Source organism: Oryzihumus sp. (assembly GCF_054325275.1).
This window is the reverse complement of record NZ_JBTCWL010000013.1, coordinates 18,650-32,692: the sequence shown is the minus strand read 5'-3', so window position 1 is coordinate 32,692 and position 14,043 is coordinate 18,650. Positions and strand designations below refer to the sequence as shown.

The 14,043-nt window shown below is 72.8% G+C and carries 13 protein-coding genes; 3 read left to right on the top strand and 10 right to left on the bottom strand.

Translation table 11 applies throughout. From position 1 onward, the window contains the following. Nucleotides 1-9: 9 nt before the first annotated feature. The 4 genes from ACXVGS_RS05135 to ACXVGS_RS05120 are packed head-to-tail and all read right to left on the bottom strand — an operon-like array spanning nucleotide 10 to nucleotide 4,005. Entirely contained in the window at nucleotides 10-1,509 is a 1,500-nt protein-coding gene (locus ACXVGS_RS05135) for a hypothetical protein (RefSeq protein WP_458531557.1), read from the bottom strand. Then, nucleotides 1,509-2,282 carry a sulfotransferase family protein gene (locus tag ACXVGS_RS05130; RefSeq protein WP_458531556.1) on the bottom strand — a complete coding sequence of 258 codons (774 nt, stop codon included), beginning with the start codon at nucleotides 2,280-2,282 and terminating at the stop codon, nucleotides 1,509-1,511. Before ACXVGS_RS05130 ends, ACXVGS_RS05135 begins: the two co-directional genes overlap by 1 nt. After that, complete coding sequence (locus ACXVGS_RS05125) at nucleotides 2,279-3,250, bottom strand: hypothetical protein (RefSeq protein ID WP_458527966.1); 972 nt, start codon at nucleotides 3,248-3,250, stop codon at nucleotides 2,279-2,281. The genes ACXVGS_RS05130 and ACXVGS_RS05125 overlap by 4 nt, the downstream gene beginning before the upstream one ends. Next, complete coding sequence (locus tag ACXVGS_RS05120) at nucleotides 3,247-4,005, bottom strand: hypothetical protein (protein WP_458531555.1); 759 nt, start codon at nucleotides 4,003-4,005, stop codon at nucleotides 3,247-3,249. Before ACXVGS_RS05120 ends, ACXVGS_RS05125 begins: the two co-directional genes overlap by 4 nt. 316 nt (nucleotides 4,006-4,321) lie before the next feature. Here ACXVGS_RS05120 and ACXVGS_RS05115 point away from each other — a divergent pair, with 316 nt between their 5' ends. Then, nucleotides 4,322-5,587: a glycosyltransferase family 4 protein gene (locus ACXVGS_RS05115; protein WP_458527968.1), complete on the top strand. Its 1,266-nt coding sequence runs from the start codon at nucleotides 4,322-4,324 to the stop codon at nucleotides 5,585-5,587. Further along, entirely contained in the window at nucleotides 5,584-6,564 is a 981-nt protein-coding gene (locus ACXVGS_RS05110; RefSeq protein WP_458536703.1) for a hypothetical protein, read from the top strand. Before ACXVGS_RS05115 ends, ACXVGS_RS05110 begins: the two co-directional genes overlap by 4 nt. Here the strand turns inward: ACXVGS_RS05110 and ACXVGS_RS05105 are convergent. After that, entirely contained in the window at nucleotides 6,561-7,472 is a 912-nt protein-coding gene (locus ACXVGS_RS05105; protein WP_458536702.1) for an RNA polymerase subunit sigma-70, read from the bottom strand. The two genes, ACXVGS_RS05110 and ACXVGS_RS05105, sit on opposite strands and share 4 nt — an antisense overlap. Nucleotides 7,473-7,610: 138 nt before the next feature. Between ACXVGS_RS05105 and ACXVGS_RS05100 the strand changes: the two genes are divergently transcribed. After that, the gene (locus ACXVGS_RS05100) at nucleotides 7,611-8,360 is read left to right on the top strand and encodes a DUF899 family protein (RefSeq protein WP_458527971.1); all 750 of its coding nucleotides are present in this window, start codon (nucleotides 7,611-7,613) and stop codon (nucleotides 8,358-8,360) included. Nucleotides 8,361-8,472: 112 nt separating this feature from the next. Here the strand turns inward: ACXVGS_RS05100 and cysN are convergent, their stop codons facing one another. From cysN to cysC, 5 genes are all read right to left on the bottom strand, one after another. Further along, complete coding sequence (gene cysN, locus ACXVGS_RS05095) at nucleotides 8,473-9,726, bottom strand: sulfate adenylyltransferase subunit CysN (protein WP_458536701.1); 1,254 nt, start codon at nucleotides 9,724-9,726, stop codon at nucleotides 8,473-8,475. A gap of 2 nt (nucleotides 9,727-9,728) precedes the next feature. Next, nucleotides 9,729-10,652: a sulfate adenylyltransferase subunit CysD gene (gene cysD, locus ACXVGS_RS05090; protein WP_458527973.1), complete on the bottom strand. Its 924-nt coding sequence runs from the start codon at nucleotides 10,650-10,652 to the stop codon at nucleotides 9,729-9,731. After that, the gene (locus ACXVGS_RS05085; RefSeq protein WP_458531553.1) at nucleotides 10,649-11,425 is read right to left on the bottom strand and encodes a 3'(2'),5'-bisphosphate nucleotidase CysQ; all 777 of its coding nucleotides are present in this window, start codon (nucleotides 11,423-11,425) and stop codon (nucleotides 10,649-10,651) included. The genes cysD and ACXVGS_RS05085 overlap by 4 nt, the downstream gene beginning before the upstream one ends. Before the next feature lie 180 nt (nucleotides 11,426-11,605). After that, nucleotides 11,606-12,592, bottom strand: coding sequence for a sulfite exporter TauE/SafE family protein (locus ACXVGS_RS05080; protein WP_458527975.1), 987 nt, complete (start codon nucleotides 12,590-12,592; stop codon nucleotides 11,606-11,608). Next, on the bottom strand, nucleotides 12,589-13,977 hold the full coding sequence (gene cysC / locus ACXVGS_RS05075; RefSeq protein ID WP_458527976.1) for an adenylyl-sulfate kinase: 1,389 nt from the start codon (nucleotides 13,975-13,977) through the stop codon (nucleotides 12,589-12,591). The genes ACXVGS_RS05080 and cysC overlap by 4 nt, the downstream gene beginning before the upstream one ends. Between the last annotated feature and the right edge of the window lie 66 nt (nucleotides 13,978-14,043).

The following is a 14,043-nucleotide window of genomic DNA, read 5'->3' as shown; positions in this document are numbered from 1 at the left end:
CGGGGCCGGTCAGGCCGAGGCGAGGACCGACGCCAGCGGCTGTCGGGTGGTCACGATGACCGGCGAGCCGTGCACGGTGACCGTGCCGCTGCTGACGGGGGCCGCAGCTGCACCCGACGGGCCGGCGGTTGCGCCGTGCCCGACGCTGACCTGCTGGTCACCACCGGTGCTCCACAGGACGAGCGTGCTCTGGCTGCCGGACGTGAACGCGACCCCGCGCAGGGCGCCGCGCACGACCGGCGAGATCCGGGCCCCGCGGGAGGCGGCGACGAGGTCGCGCATCGTCACGCCGGCGGAGCGGATGGTCCCGTCAGGGTCGAGCAGGCCGTAGCGCGCCTCCTGGCCGGTGGCGCTGCCGCTGTTGTCGGCCGAGGTGGCCAGGGGGAGCCAGATGACCCTCCTGATGTCCCCGGCGAGCAGGAGCGAGACCGTGCGGGTCATGTCATCGGTGCGCTCCTGCTCGCTGCCGTTGGCGTTCTTCCAGAAGCTGCCGACCTCCCACGCCTCGATCGGGTGGCCGGACGGGGTGTGCGAGGCCAGGTAGCCGGTGAGCAGGGGCGCGGCGCTCCACGGCTCGTAGAAGTGAACCTGGCGGATGTCGGTGACGCCGCGCTGCGCGAGGCTGGTGGCCACGGCGAGGTACGCGAGGTTGCGCCGGCCCTGGTCAGAGGCGAGGACGGTGCGGAGCTGGTCTGCGGAGCCCACCTGGGGGATCTGCTCCCCGCGTGTGCCGATCCTGTTGGCGTAGTAGGTGTTCCAGGCCTGCACGGCGGCATCGTCCTTGCCCTGGCTGAGCAGCTGGTCGGCGATGCCGTAGCCGTAGCTGGTGCTGCTCATGCCCGCGTCGGCGACCTTTGCCGTCGGGTCGGCGGACCGGATCTCGCTCGCGGCAGCCTCGGTCAGAGCGGTCAGCTGCTCCGGGGTCCCCGACCAGAAGCTGGCCGAGTTGACCTCGTTCTCCACGGCATAGGTGTGCACGCCCATGGTCTTGTACCGGTCGACCACGTCGCGGACGAACGAGCGGTACTGGCCAAGGTCGGTCGGCATGGCCGACTCCGTCTTGTTCCTGACGCCGCGCACGTGCTGTGCCTGGCCGCCGGTGGCCCAGCAGGCGCCGACCCGGATCTTGATGTCCAGGCTGATGCCGTGCTGTTGGGCGACCTTGGCGAGGTCGTCGATCTGGCGCCAGTTCCGCTGCCCCTGCTGGCTCTCGACGTCGCACCAGACGAGCTCGGTGAACGTGGTCGTGCCGCGCAGCGACTCCAGGTAGGGGCCGAAGGCGCTGACCCGCGACTTGTCCCACTTGGCACCCAGTGGGCTGACCCCCGGGGCGGAGGTGGTCCCGTCGGTCCCCGTGCCACCGGTCGGCCCGCCGGAGGGCGCGCTGGACGGGCTGCCCCCGGTGTGCTGGGCCGAGGGGGGCGCGTTCCCGGTGCAGGCTGCGAGGACCAAGGTGAACTGCGCCGCGGCCAGGAGGGCCAGGGCGCGTCGGAGCCGACGGTGAGGCATCAGAGGTACCCGAGCTCCTTCAGGGTGGGCCGGGCGGTCAGCCACAGCAGCGCGCGCATGAACGGGTCGAGCTCGCGACGGTAGGTGCCGACCCGGGAGGCGTAGACCGCGTCGGTGGTGCCGGCCACCCCGCGCCGCGCGTTGAGCTGCTGGTGGTAGCGCTGCGGCACGTCGTGCCGCTGCCTGTCGAACTCCAGCACGGCCGGGTCCCACGGCTCGCCGAGGAAGTCGAAGAGCCGGCGCAGGGTGGCCTCGCCGTCACCGACGAGGTCCTCGTAGCGCAGCTCGAGGTACTGCCCCTCGGGCATCCTCGACCCGGCTGCCCGGGCCGCGGCGATGTAGCGCGGCCACTTCACCGACGACTTCACGCTGGACCAGTAGCCGAAGCGCTTGCGGTGCGAGACGGCGACGTCGCGCCCGTCCCGGATGACGTGCACCACCTGGGCGTCGGGGAAGACACGGGTGATGAAGTCCATCGACAGGGCGTAGCGCGGGCTCTTGTCGGCCCAGCGGACCTTGCCGTGCGCGGCCGCGTAGTCGCTCTGGATCCCGCCGAAGAACGCCGCGATGCGCGCCAACCACTCCTCCTGGCTGAAGCCGTACTGCGACAGGCGCTTCCAGTCCGCGCCGACGACCCGCTCCAGGTCGGCGAGGAACCGGGTCTCGGGACCGCAGGCGATGTGCGGGTGGCTGTCCAGCATCAGCCGCAGCATCGTGGTGCCCGAGCGCTGGCAGCCGACGACGAAGACCGGGCGGGCCATCAGCTCACTCATCCTTGCTCCTTCCCCGCCGGGTCGGCCCCGGCACGCTGGCGCTCCAGCACCTGCTCCAGCCGGGCGGTCATGGCGTCGCACAGCTCCCTGACGCGCGGGTCGATGGACAGGCGCCGGCTGCCGTGCGAGACGCGGCGCTCGACGTGGGCGGACAGGTCCGGACGCCAGGGGAAGTCGATGAAGCCGCACAGCTGCCGCATCGTGGCCTCGGGGTCACGGACCAGGTCGTCATAGGACAGCAGGAGCACGTCGTCGCGGGCGTCGAGGCCGAGGTCGAAGAACAGCCCGTTGCGCAGGCACCAGAAGAGCGCCGCCCCCGAGTCGGGCGTCAGGGCGTCCACGCCGAGGGATCGCACCAGCTCCACCGCCTCCGCCGGCAGCCGGGCCGCCTGCCAGTCGCCGTCGGCCTCCCCGGCGGCGATGCGGCGCAGCGCCGCAAGGTTGGAGTCGCCGAACTTGGACACCTCCGAGCGGGCCCGGTCGTCGACGTCGCGGACGACCCAGACCGCCCGACCCGGGGTGCCGGTGGGCAGGTCGAGCAGCTGGTCGACCCGCTGGGAGTCGCACAGCGGCTTGACCAGCACCACCCGGTGGCGGCTGCGCGCGACCACGTCGAGGAGCACGTCGTCGGGGCGCATGCGGAAGCGGTGGAAGAGCCGCCGGTCGTTCTCGTTGTGCACCTCGACCTCGGGCGCCGCGTCCAGGCCGCGCAGCAGCATGTTGGTGCCGGAGCGCTGCAGGCCGACGACGTAGACCGGCAGTGCCATCCCGGGGGCCACCCCGTGCGCGCCGCGCCAGCGCCACTTCGCGACGGCCGTGCCGATCCGCTCGCGCGGGTCGAGGCGGTCCTCCTCGATGAGCCGGCCGATGCCCTCGGTGCGCGCCCAGTGCACGTGCCTGGCGATCCGCTTCGCGGTGTATGCCGCGCGGCCGGGCTCGCGGCGCGTCTCGCCCCGGGTGGCGCTCACGCCGCACGCTCCGCGGCCCGGCGCTGGGCGGCCAGCACGGAGGCCAGCTCGGCGAGGCGGTCGGGGGAGTGGGCGCGGACGTAGTCGACGAGGGTCTCGGCGTCGGTGACCTCGTCGACCCCGGCGGCGCCGTAGCCCTGGGCGAGGAAGGCGACGTGCTCGGCCTCGCTGAGTCCCAGCGGTCCGATCAGGGTGGCGGTGTTGTCGATGAGCCGGCCCATCGGGCGCTGGTCGACGCGGTAGAACCCCGGCGCCAGGTCCTGGCCGGACGCGAGGAGCAATGCCAGGCGGTGGCCGCCGTCGCCGACGTGGACGCGACGGTCCACCACGGCACCGCTGTCGGTGGGCAGCCCGGAGCGCGCCCCGCGCAGGGTGACCGGGTGGCGGGTGTCGAAGCCGCCGGAGCGGAAGGAGTCCCACAGCGCCACCGAGCGCGTCACCCGCTCGGCGAACTGCGCCTCGAACAGGTCGCGGTCCTGCAGCACCCATGGGCGGAACCGGGCCATGGCGACCTTCTCGAACCACACGGCATACGCACCCTCGCGCGCGGCGGCGACGATCTCGGCGTCGCTGCCGCGGCCGGCGGCGCGCTGCTGCTCGACCAGCGCGAACAGCCCCGCTCGCACCAGCACGTCGTAGCGCAGCGGGCTCACGAGCTCGGCCACGGACAGGCTCTCGCGGCCCGTGGTCTTGGGGCGCCACGTGGCGGCACGTCGCGCGGTGCGGCGCAGCGTCGCGACCGGTGAGCGCTTCACGAGGGCCGCCCCGGCCGCTGCGTCAGTGGTGTGTTGTCCACCTGCATCTCCCGTCCTGGTGGGGTCCACCGGGCCGTTGACCGACCTCCAGTGAAACACCTCGAAAGGGGCCCACACGGCCGGTTTCGGGGAATGCACAGGCAACCTGCAAATGACGTAGGGCGTGGATTGTCCGGGGTGCAGGCGGTCTGTCGCTTTGGACCGAAAAGCGTTGTCAGACAGATGTTTTCGCGTTCGCCGGATCGCGCCGCCCGACCTGTGCTGCACTGGTGGAGGCAGTCACGGACCACGGGCGCGGGCCCGGGAGGCGGATGCTGTGCGGATCCTCCACGTCAACAAGTTCCTCTACCGTCGCGGCGGCGCGGAGGGCTACATGCTCGACGTCGCCCAGCTGCAGCGCGAGCAGGGCCACGAGGTGGCGTACTTCGGCATGGACCACCCCGACAACGACCAGCCGCAGCGCTTCGGTGCCAGCTTCCCGGCGCACGTCGAGCTCGAGCCGCCACCGCCAGGGGTGGCGCGTCTGCGCGCGGCCGGGCGCATGGTCTGGTCGACCTCGGCGAGCCGGGGGATGCGTGAGGTGGTCCGCCAGTTTCGGCCGGACGTCGTCCACTGCCACAACGTCTACCACCAGCTCTCCCCGTCGGTGCTGCAGCCGCTGCGGGCGGCCGGGGTGCCCTGCGTGATGACGCTGCACGACTACAAGCTCGCCTGCCCGAGCTACCAGCTGCTCGACCACGGCCGGCTGTGCGACGCCTGCGTCACGGGCGGCGTGTGGCAGGCCGCGCGACGGCGCTGCAAGGACGACTCGCGCGGTGCCAGCGCGCTGCTGTCGCTGGAGTCGTGGGTGCACCGCACCACCGGGGCGTGGTCGGCCGTCGACCTGTTCATCAGCCCGAGCCAGTTCCTGGCCGGGGTAATGGCCCGGGCGGGGGTCTTCCCCGAGCGGATGCGTGTGGTCAACCACTTCGTCGACCCCGGCGGGCCCGGGCCTGCGGAGCAGCCCGGGCGGGGGCTGGTCTTCGCCGGCCGGCTCGCCCCGGAGAAGGGCGTGGACACCCTCATCGAGGCCATGGCGCGGATGCGCACGCCCACCACCCTGACCGTGGCCGGGGACGGCCCGGCGCGGGCGGCGCTGGAGGAGCAGGCGGCGCGGGTCGCGCCGGGCCGGGTGGAGTTCGTCGGGCGGCTGGACAAGGCGGACCTGCAGCAGGTCGTGCGCAGGTCGGTCGCCTCCGTGGTCCCTTCGGTGTGGCACGAGAACCAGCCGATGACGGTGCTCGAGGCCTTCGCCCTCGCGGTGCCTGTCGTGTGCACCGACCTGGGCGGCCTGCCCGAGCTGGTCCGTGACGGCATCGACGGAGCGGTGGTGCCGGCCGGGGACCCCGGCGCCCTCGCGACTGCGCTGGACGCGGTGGTGGCCGACCCGGCCGCGGCGCACCGGATGGGGGTGGCCGCGCGCGAGCGGATGGTGGTCGACTTCAGCCCGCAGGTGCACCTGGACCGGGTGGCGGGGGTCTACGAGGAGGCGCGGATGCGCGTTCAGGGACGGGTGTGGACCGGGACAGGGGCGCGGCGATGAGCAGCGAGGCACGCGGCATACCGGCGGCGGGTGGACCCGTGCGGGTGCTGTACTTCGCCGGCAGCGGACGCAGCGGCAGCACCGTCATCAACAGCATCCTCGGCCAGGTCGACGGCGCGTTCGCCGCCGGCGAGCTGCGCTACCTGTGGCAGCGCGGGGTGGCCGAGAACCGGCTCTGCGGCTGCGGCACGCCGTTCGCCGACTGCGCGCTGTGGCGCCAGGTGATGGACGAGGTGCGCGCCGACGTGTCCCCGCTGGACGCCGCGGGCGTGGGGAGCCGGCTGCTCTCCCGGCTGCGGATGGCGCGGGTGCCGGCGATGCTGGCCCGCCGCGCGCTCGGACGCCGGGCCGTCCCCGCGCACCCCGACGACGTGGCCGTCGCCCGCCTGTATGCCGCGCTGGCCCACGTCAGCGGCGCCCGCGTCATCGTCGACTCCTCCAAGCTGCCGCCCTACGCGCTGCTGCTGTCCGGGCTTCCCGGCATCGAGCTGCACGTCCTGCAGGTCGTGCGCGACTCGCGCGCCACGGCGTTCTCCTGGCGGCGGCGCAAGCAGGCTCGCGACTATGCCGAGGGAGACGGCTTGATGCCGCAGCAGCCGCTGTGGAAGAGCTCCCTGCTCTGGCTCGTGTGGAACTCCCTGACCGTCCTGCTGTGGCACCGCGACCGGGAGCACTACGTGCGGCTTCGCTACGAGGACTTCGTGCGGGCGCCGCGCGAGTCGATGGATCGGGTGGTGCGGATGGTCGGGCTCGACCCGGCGACGCTGCCGTTCGAGAGCCCGACGAGCGTGCGGCTGGAGCCGACGCACTCGGTCGCCGGCAACCCCTCGCGGCACCGGGTCGGCTCGGTGGAGCTGCGCCCCGACCACGAGTGGCTGCAGGCGATGCCACGGCGCCAGCGCGTGCTGGTCACGACGCTGACGGCGCCCGCGCTGCGAGCCTTCCGCTACCCCCTGCTGCCCGGCGGGCGCCCTTAGGGCTCAAGGGTCGCGGGCAGGCCGAACGCGAGGACGTGGCGCGCACCGACGAATGCGTTGCTCTCCACGATCCTGCCGTCCGCGACCCGCAGGACGTCGACGACCAGCGCCTCGTAGTGCGTGCCCCCGGGATGGCGCAGGTAGTTGACCAGTGCCGGCCGCCCGTTGGCGGACGTGGGGAACGTGCGCCAGTCCAGGGGACGACCGAGGAGCTCGGCGGCCGCGTCGATCCCGACCACCGGGGGCTCGGGCGGCATGGTGATCCGGACGTCGTCGGCGAGCAGAGCGCGGAAGTCCTCCGGGGTCCTGGCCTCGGCGTAGCGGCGCAGGACGTCCTCGTCCTCGATGGTGAGCTGCGGTCGGCGCCAGTCCTGGCGATCCGCCGGGACGCGGCCGCGCAGGGTGCCGCGGGCCCGCTGCAGGAGGCTGTTGACGGCCGCGACGCGGGTGCCCAGCGTGCCGGCGACCTCCTGGGGCGTCCACCCGTAGACGTCGCGCAGCACGAAGGCCGACCTCTGCCGAGGAGGCAGGTACATCAGCGCGGCGAGCAGGGCCAGCTCCACGGTCTCCCGGGCGGCCAGGCCCGTCTGCGGGTCGTCGGCCAGCAGGGCGTCGGGATAGGGCCCGAGCTCGGTGGACCACTCCAGCGGGTCACCGGACGGCACGGTGCGCCGGGCGGCCGCCTTGCGGCTGTCGAGGAACACGTTCGTGGCGATCCGGTAGAGCCAGGTCCGCGCCGACGCCCGCCCCTCGAAGCGGCTGCGGGCCCGCCAGGCGCGCAGGAACGTCTCCTGCACCAGGTCGTCGGCGTCCGCCACGTTGCCGGCCAGGCGGTAACAGTGGACGTGCAGCTCGCGTCGGTGCTCTGCGAAGGCGCTCTGCAGCCACACGTCACGCGCGTCGGTCACCTGGCCCCCTCTGTCCGCAGTCGTCGTCATGACAGTACTGACGTCCACACGCCGCGATCGTCATCGGTGACCGATGACGATCAGTGGCTGGCTCGTCAGTACCGGTGGCAGACCAACGGCACGCGAAGGAGACACGTCATGACGCCAACCCCGGCACACCGCCCTGCCCTGCCCCCGGTCGTCGACAGGGAGACGTGGCTGCGCGAGCGCGAGGCGCTGCTGGCCCGGGAGAAGGCCCACACCCGCGAAGGGGACGCGATCGCCGCCGCGCGCCGGCGGCTGCCGATGACCCCGGTGCCCGAGGTGACCGTCGAGGGCCCGGGCGGGACCGTGCCGCTGGTGGAGGCGTTCGAGGGCCGCCGGATGCTCATCGCCTACTTCCACATGTGGCACGACGGTGAGCCGTTCGAGGACCAGTGCGAGGGGTGCACCTTCTCGACCTGCCACATGCAGACGCTGGACTACCTGCATGCCCGGGACGTGACGTATGCCGTGTTCGGCCAGGGCGCCTACGACGAGAGCTCCGCGTTCGCGCAGTTCATGGGGTACCCGTTCCCCTGGTACTCGGCGAGGGACTCCGACCCCGCCCTGCTGGACGGTCGCGACTTCGGGTTCATCGCGTGCTACCTGCGCGACGGGGACCAGGTCTACGAGACGTACTGGACGACCGACAGGGGCGTGGAGGCGTTGATGACCAGCTACTACGCCCTGGACCTGACCGTGTACGGCCGGCAGGAGCACTGGGAGGACTCACCCGTCGGCTGGCCGCGGGTCGAGGGACACCCGTGGCGCCTCGACGGCCGCCCGGTGGCGCAGTGGTCCCGTCCGGGCGTTGCGACGTCCCGATCGGGCGTCGTGGCGGCGAAGGCTTCCTGTTGCGCGACGTGACACCGCCGGAGGCACCAGGTCCGCCGGACCGCCCGTTCCCCCAGGGCGATCCGACGGACCTGGTGTGTTCGGTGGGGCGCGAGTGGGACGCCCCGGGCTCCGCGCCCGCCCGTCAGGACGCCTCGCCGATCATGCCCGCCGCGACCGTGCGGTGGGTGCCCTCGTCGATGAGCACGAAGCCGCCGGTGGTGCGGTTGCGGGAGTACTCGTCGCACATCAGCGGTGCGGTGGTGCGCAGCTTGACCCGGCCGATCTCGTTGAGCCGCAGCTCCTGGGCATCCTCGTCGCGGTGCAACGTGTTGACGTCCAGGCGGTAGCTGAGGTCGCGGATGATGGTGCGCGCCGAGCGGGTCGTGTGCTTGATGGCGTACTTGCGCCCGACCTGCAGCGGGGCGCTCTCGTCCATCCAGCAGATCATCGCGTCGACGTCCTGGGCGACCACCGGCCTGTTAGTCGGCCGGCACAGCATGTCGCCGCGGGAGATGTCGATCTGGTCCTCCAGGCGCACCGTCACCGACATCGGCGCGAACGCCTCCTCGAGCTCGCCGTCGGCGGTCTCGATCGCCTTGATCCGCGAGGTGAACCCCGACGGCAGCGCCATGACCTCGTCGCCGCGGCGCAGCACGCCACCGGCGATCTGCCCGGCATACCCGCGGTAGTCGTGCCAGTCTTCGGACTGGGGCCGGATGACGTACTGCACCGGGAAGCGGACGTCGATGAGGTTGCGGTCGCTGGCCACGTGCACCGTCTCGAGGTGGTGCAGCAGGCTGGGCCCGTCGAACCAGGGCATCTTCGCCGAGCGGGTGACCACGTTGTCTCCGTGAAGCGCCGACACCGGCAGCACGGTCAGGTCCGGGACGCGCAGCTTGGCGGCGAACGAGACGAACTCGGCGTGGATCTCGTCGAAGACCTCCTCGGAGTAGTCGACGAGGTCCATCTTGTTGACGCAGAGCACGATGTGCGGGACCTGCAGCAGCGTCGCCAGGAACGCGTGCCGGCGGCTCTGCTCGACGATGCCCTTGCGCGCGTCGACGAGCACCAGCGCCAGGTCGGCGGTCGAGGCACCGGTGCCCATGTTCCGGGTGTACTGCACGTGCCCGGGGGTGTCGGCGATGATGAACTTGCGCCGGGGGGTGGAGAAGTAGCGGTAGGCCACGTCGATCGTGATGCCCTGCTCCCGCTCCGCGCGCAGGCCGTCGGTGAGCAGCGCGAGGTTGACGTGCTCCTCGCCGCGGTCACGGCTGGTGCGCTCGACCGAGTCCATCTGGTCCTGGAAGACCGTCTTGGTGTCGTAGAGCAGCCGGCCGATCAGCGTGCTCTTGCCGTCGTCGACGGAGCCGGCGGTGGCGAACCTCAGAATGTCCACGATCAGAAGTACCCTTCCCGCTTGCGGTCTTCCATGGCTGCCTCGCTGAACTTGTCGTCGCCGCGCGTGGCGCCGCGCTCGGTGATCCGGGTGGTGGCGACCTCCTCGATCACCTTTTCCACCGTGTCGGCGTCGGAGGGGACCGCCGCGGTGAGGCTCGCGTCGCCTACGGTGCGGTAGCGCACCCGCTGCACCGAGGTGGCCTCGCCGTCCCGCGGGCGGAAGAACTCGTTGACGCCGAACAGCATCCCGTCGCGCTCCACGACCTCGCGGTCGTGCGCGAAGTACAGCGACGGCAGGGCGATCTCCTCGCGCGCGATGTAGGACCAGATGTCGAGCTCGGTCCAGTTCGACAGGGGGAAGACCCGGATGCTCTCCCCGACGTGAATCTGGCCGTTGTAGGCGTTCCACAGCTCGGGGCGCTGGTTCTTGGGGTCCCACTGGCCGAACTCGTCCCGGAAGCTGAAGATGCGCTCCTTGGCTCGGGCCTTGTCCTCGTCCCGCCGGGCGCCGCCGAAGACCGCGGTGAACCGGTGCTTGGCGAGGGCGTCGAGCAGCACCGGCGTCTGGATCCGGTTGCGCGTGCCGTCCGGCGGCTCGACGACCGACCCGTTGTCGATCGCCTCCTGCACGCTGGCGACGATGAGCTGCACCTTGAGCTCACGCACCCGCCGGTCCCGGAACTCCAGCACCTCGGGGAAGTTGTGCCCGGTGTCGACGTGCATGACCGGGAAGGGGATCCGGGCCGGCCAGAACGCCTTCTCCGCCAGGCGCAGCATGACGATCGAGTCCTTGCCGCCGGAGAAGAGCAGCACCGGCTTCTCGAGCTCGGCGACCACCTCGCGGAAGATGAAGATCGACTCGGCCTCCAGCGCGTCCAGCTGGCTGAGCTGGTAGTCGTTGGCGACCGGGGCAGGGGCGTTCATGAGGCCTTCTCCTCGTGCGTGACGGCGGCAGGGGTCAGCTCGGCGATGGCCGCGAGCACGCGCTCGCTCACCTCGGGACGGCAGATGAGCAGGTCGGGCAGCAGCGGGTCGCTGTGGTTGTAGGTCAATGGCGTGCCGTCGATCCGGCTGGTGTGCAGCCCGGCCGCGCGGGCCACCGCCACCGGGGCCGCCGAGTCCCACTCGTACTGGCCGCCGGCGTGCACGTAGGCGTCGACGGTGCCGTCCAGCACCGCGGTCGCCTTGACCCCCGCCGACCCCATCGGGACCAGCTCCGCGTCCAGCCGCCGGGCGAGCTCCTGCACGAAGGCCGGTGGCCGCGAGCGGCTCACCGCCAACCGCAACCGCACCGGTATGCCGGCCGGCCGGGCCGGTGGTGCGTCCGTCGCCAGGGTGGAGTGGCGGGCCGGGCGGCCCACGGCGCCGGCGACCAGGTCGCCGCGCTCCCACAGGGCGACGTGCACCGCCCAGTCGTCGCGGGGTGGCTCGCCGAACTCCCTGGTGCCGTCGAGCGGGTCGATGATCCACACCCGCTCCGCGCCCAGGCGGGCCCGGTCGTCCAGGCCCTCCTCGCTGAGCACCGCGTCGCCCGGCCGCTCCTCGTGCAGCCGTCGCATGAGCAGCTCGTGGGAGCGCGCATCGCCCTGGCGGCGCAGCTCGGTCATGTCGGTCAGGCCGGAGCTGCGCAGCTTCAGCAGGAGCTCGCCTGCCTCGTCCGCCAGCTCCCGCGCCAGCACGTCGTCCTCGTGACCCACACCGACTCCCTCGTCCTGGACGGGCGTCTTCGCCCCTGAGCCCGGCCTGGCGACCAGATGGCCCCATTCGTCGTGGAGAGAGGGGAATTGGTGCTCAAGACGGCCAATTCGAGTGTGGTTGTGAGGGATCGGTGGCTGATCGCCAGCAAGGCGTAGAGCGGCGTCACCCCTTTGCCGGGGTCAGGACTCCGTCTGCGGCAGGGGCCCCTCCGCCAGGGGTCCGTCCGCCTGCGCCCGGCGCAGGCGTGCCCGCGCGCGACGCCCGGCCAGGGCGGGGAAGCCCAGACGGCGCCGGATGAGCATCCACAGCACCGGTGCGACGAGGGCGACGGCGACCAGCGCGATACCGGTGACCTCGGTGGAGACGCCCAGCAGCTTCAGCGCGGAGGCCAGCAGCACGAACGCCAGCGCGCGCCGGACCACGCCGCCGGGCGCGCGCGAGGACAGCTGGGCGCCGACCCACACGCCCGGGACGGCCCCGAGCAGCAGCGAGGCGGTGAGCCCGAGCTTGAAGTCGCCGAAGAGGATGTGCCCGAGCGCAGCGGCGGCCACGAGCGGGACGGCCTGGAGCAGGTCGGTGCCCACGAGCTGGCTGGCCTTGAGCCGCGGATACAGCGCCATGAGCGCGATGATGATGAGCGAGCCCGAGCCGACCGAGGTCATGCCGACGACCAGGCCGCCGACCGCGCCGACGAGGACCGTGGGCAGGGGGCGCATGCGCACCTCGGGCCGGTCCTGCGGCAGCGCCTCGGCGGAGCCGTCGCGGCGCCGCGCCCGCTCGGACAGGCGCAGGTAGGCCCGGATGATCAGGCCGGCCGCGGCGACGAGCAGCGCGACGCCGAGCGCCGTCTGCACCGCGTCCTGGACCTCCTTGCCGCTGCCCAGGGCGCGTGTGACGAGCACGCCGCAGAACGCGGCCGGGACCGACCCGAGGCACAGCCACTTCACGAGGCCCAGGTTCACCGTGCCGCGGCGCAGGTGCACGAACGAGCCGACCGGCTTCATCACCGCGCTGGCGACCAGGTCGCTGGACACGGCGGTGAGGGGAGGCACGTTGAACAGCAGCACCATGACCGGGGTCATCAGCGCGCCACCGCCCATGCCGGTCAGCCCGACGACGACGCCGATGCCCAGTGATGCCAGCACCATCAACGGGTCGATGCTCACGCGTCCACCTCCGCCAGCCAGCCCCCGACGCGCAGGTAGCCCAGGACGTGGGCGACGGCTTCCTCCGGTTCCATCTGCGAGGTGTCCACGGTGACCTCGGCGTCGAGGGGTTCCTCGTAGGGGTCGGAGACGCCGGTGAACCCGGGCACCAGCCCGGCCCGGGCCTTGGCGTAGAGACCCTTCAGGTCGCGGGCCTCGCACTCCTCCAGGGGGGTGGACACGTGCACCAGCACCATGTCGCCCACCGGTTCCACCATGGCACGGACCGCGGCCCGGGTGCTGGCGTAGGGGGCGATGGGGGCGCACACGGCGATGCCGCCGTGGCGGGCGATCTCGCTGGCGACGTAGCCGATGCGGCGCACGTTCATCTCGCGGGACGCCTTGTCGAAGCCGAGCCCGGCGGAGAGCATCTGCCGCACCACGTCGCCGTCGAGCAGGGTCACAGACCGGTCGCTCAGGCTCGCGATCCGCTCACGCAGGGCACGGGCGAGGGTGGACTTGCCCGACCCGGACAGCCCGGTGAACATCACGACGAGGCCCCGCTCGTGGCGCGGCGGACGCCACCGCCGCAGCACCGGCTCCGCGCCGGGGCTGAGCAGGGACAGCTGGGCGTCGGTGCCGAGCTGGAGGGCCTCGCGGGCCTCCTGCCACTGCCGCGCACCCTTGGCCTCGTCCCGGGCTGCCAGGTGCACCAGCGGGACGGCGCCGGCGGCGCTGCTGAGCAGCTGGCCCAGGACCAGGTCGCTGTCGGGGTCGCGCCAGGCCAGCGGCGCCGAGCGCACCTGCACCCGCTCGGGGGGACCCAGCTCCGCGGCGAGCAGCCGGGCGAGTCGCAGCATCACCGACCCGGGCACGAGCCCGTCCTGGGAGGGCCCTTCGGAGACGAGCACCAGCACCCGGCCCGAGGCGGCGGCGACGGCGGCGGCCAGCGCCTCGGCGTCGCCGGTCATCGGCGGCCGGCCCACCACGACGAGGGCGTCGGCGGACTCGAGGTCGCCGGGGCGCAGCGCCTCGGCGCGGTTCTCGCCCGACTCCCGCGGTCGCAGCGCGCGGGCCCGCCCGGCCAGCTCCAGACCGGACCCTGCGGACGCCGGTGCGTCCACGTGGACGTCCTCGAGCAGCGCCAGGGGGGTGGACTCGTGGTCGCGCAGCACCACGCTCCCGGCGGCGGCGACCCGGACGGCGAGCTCCTCCGGGAGCTGCAGGCGCACCTCCGGCGGGTCCACGCCGGGAGCCGCGGGATCGGCCACGGTGAGGGGCATCCCCAGCGGCTGCGCGCCCTGCAGCACGCGCATCAGCACGAGCTCGAGGTCGAACACGGCGGCCGGGTCGAGGTCCACCTGGGGCGCGCTGGCGTCCGCGGGCATCGTCGGGTCGTCGGGCACGGCGCAGCTCCATCCCGCGGGGTCAGCCGCGCCGGTGTTCCCGGACGTGGCCCCCTGTGCCCGCGC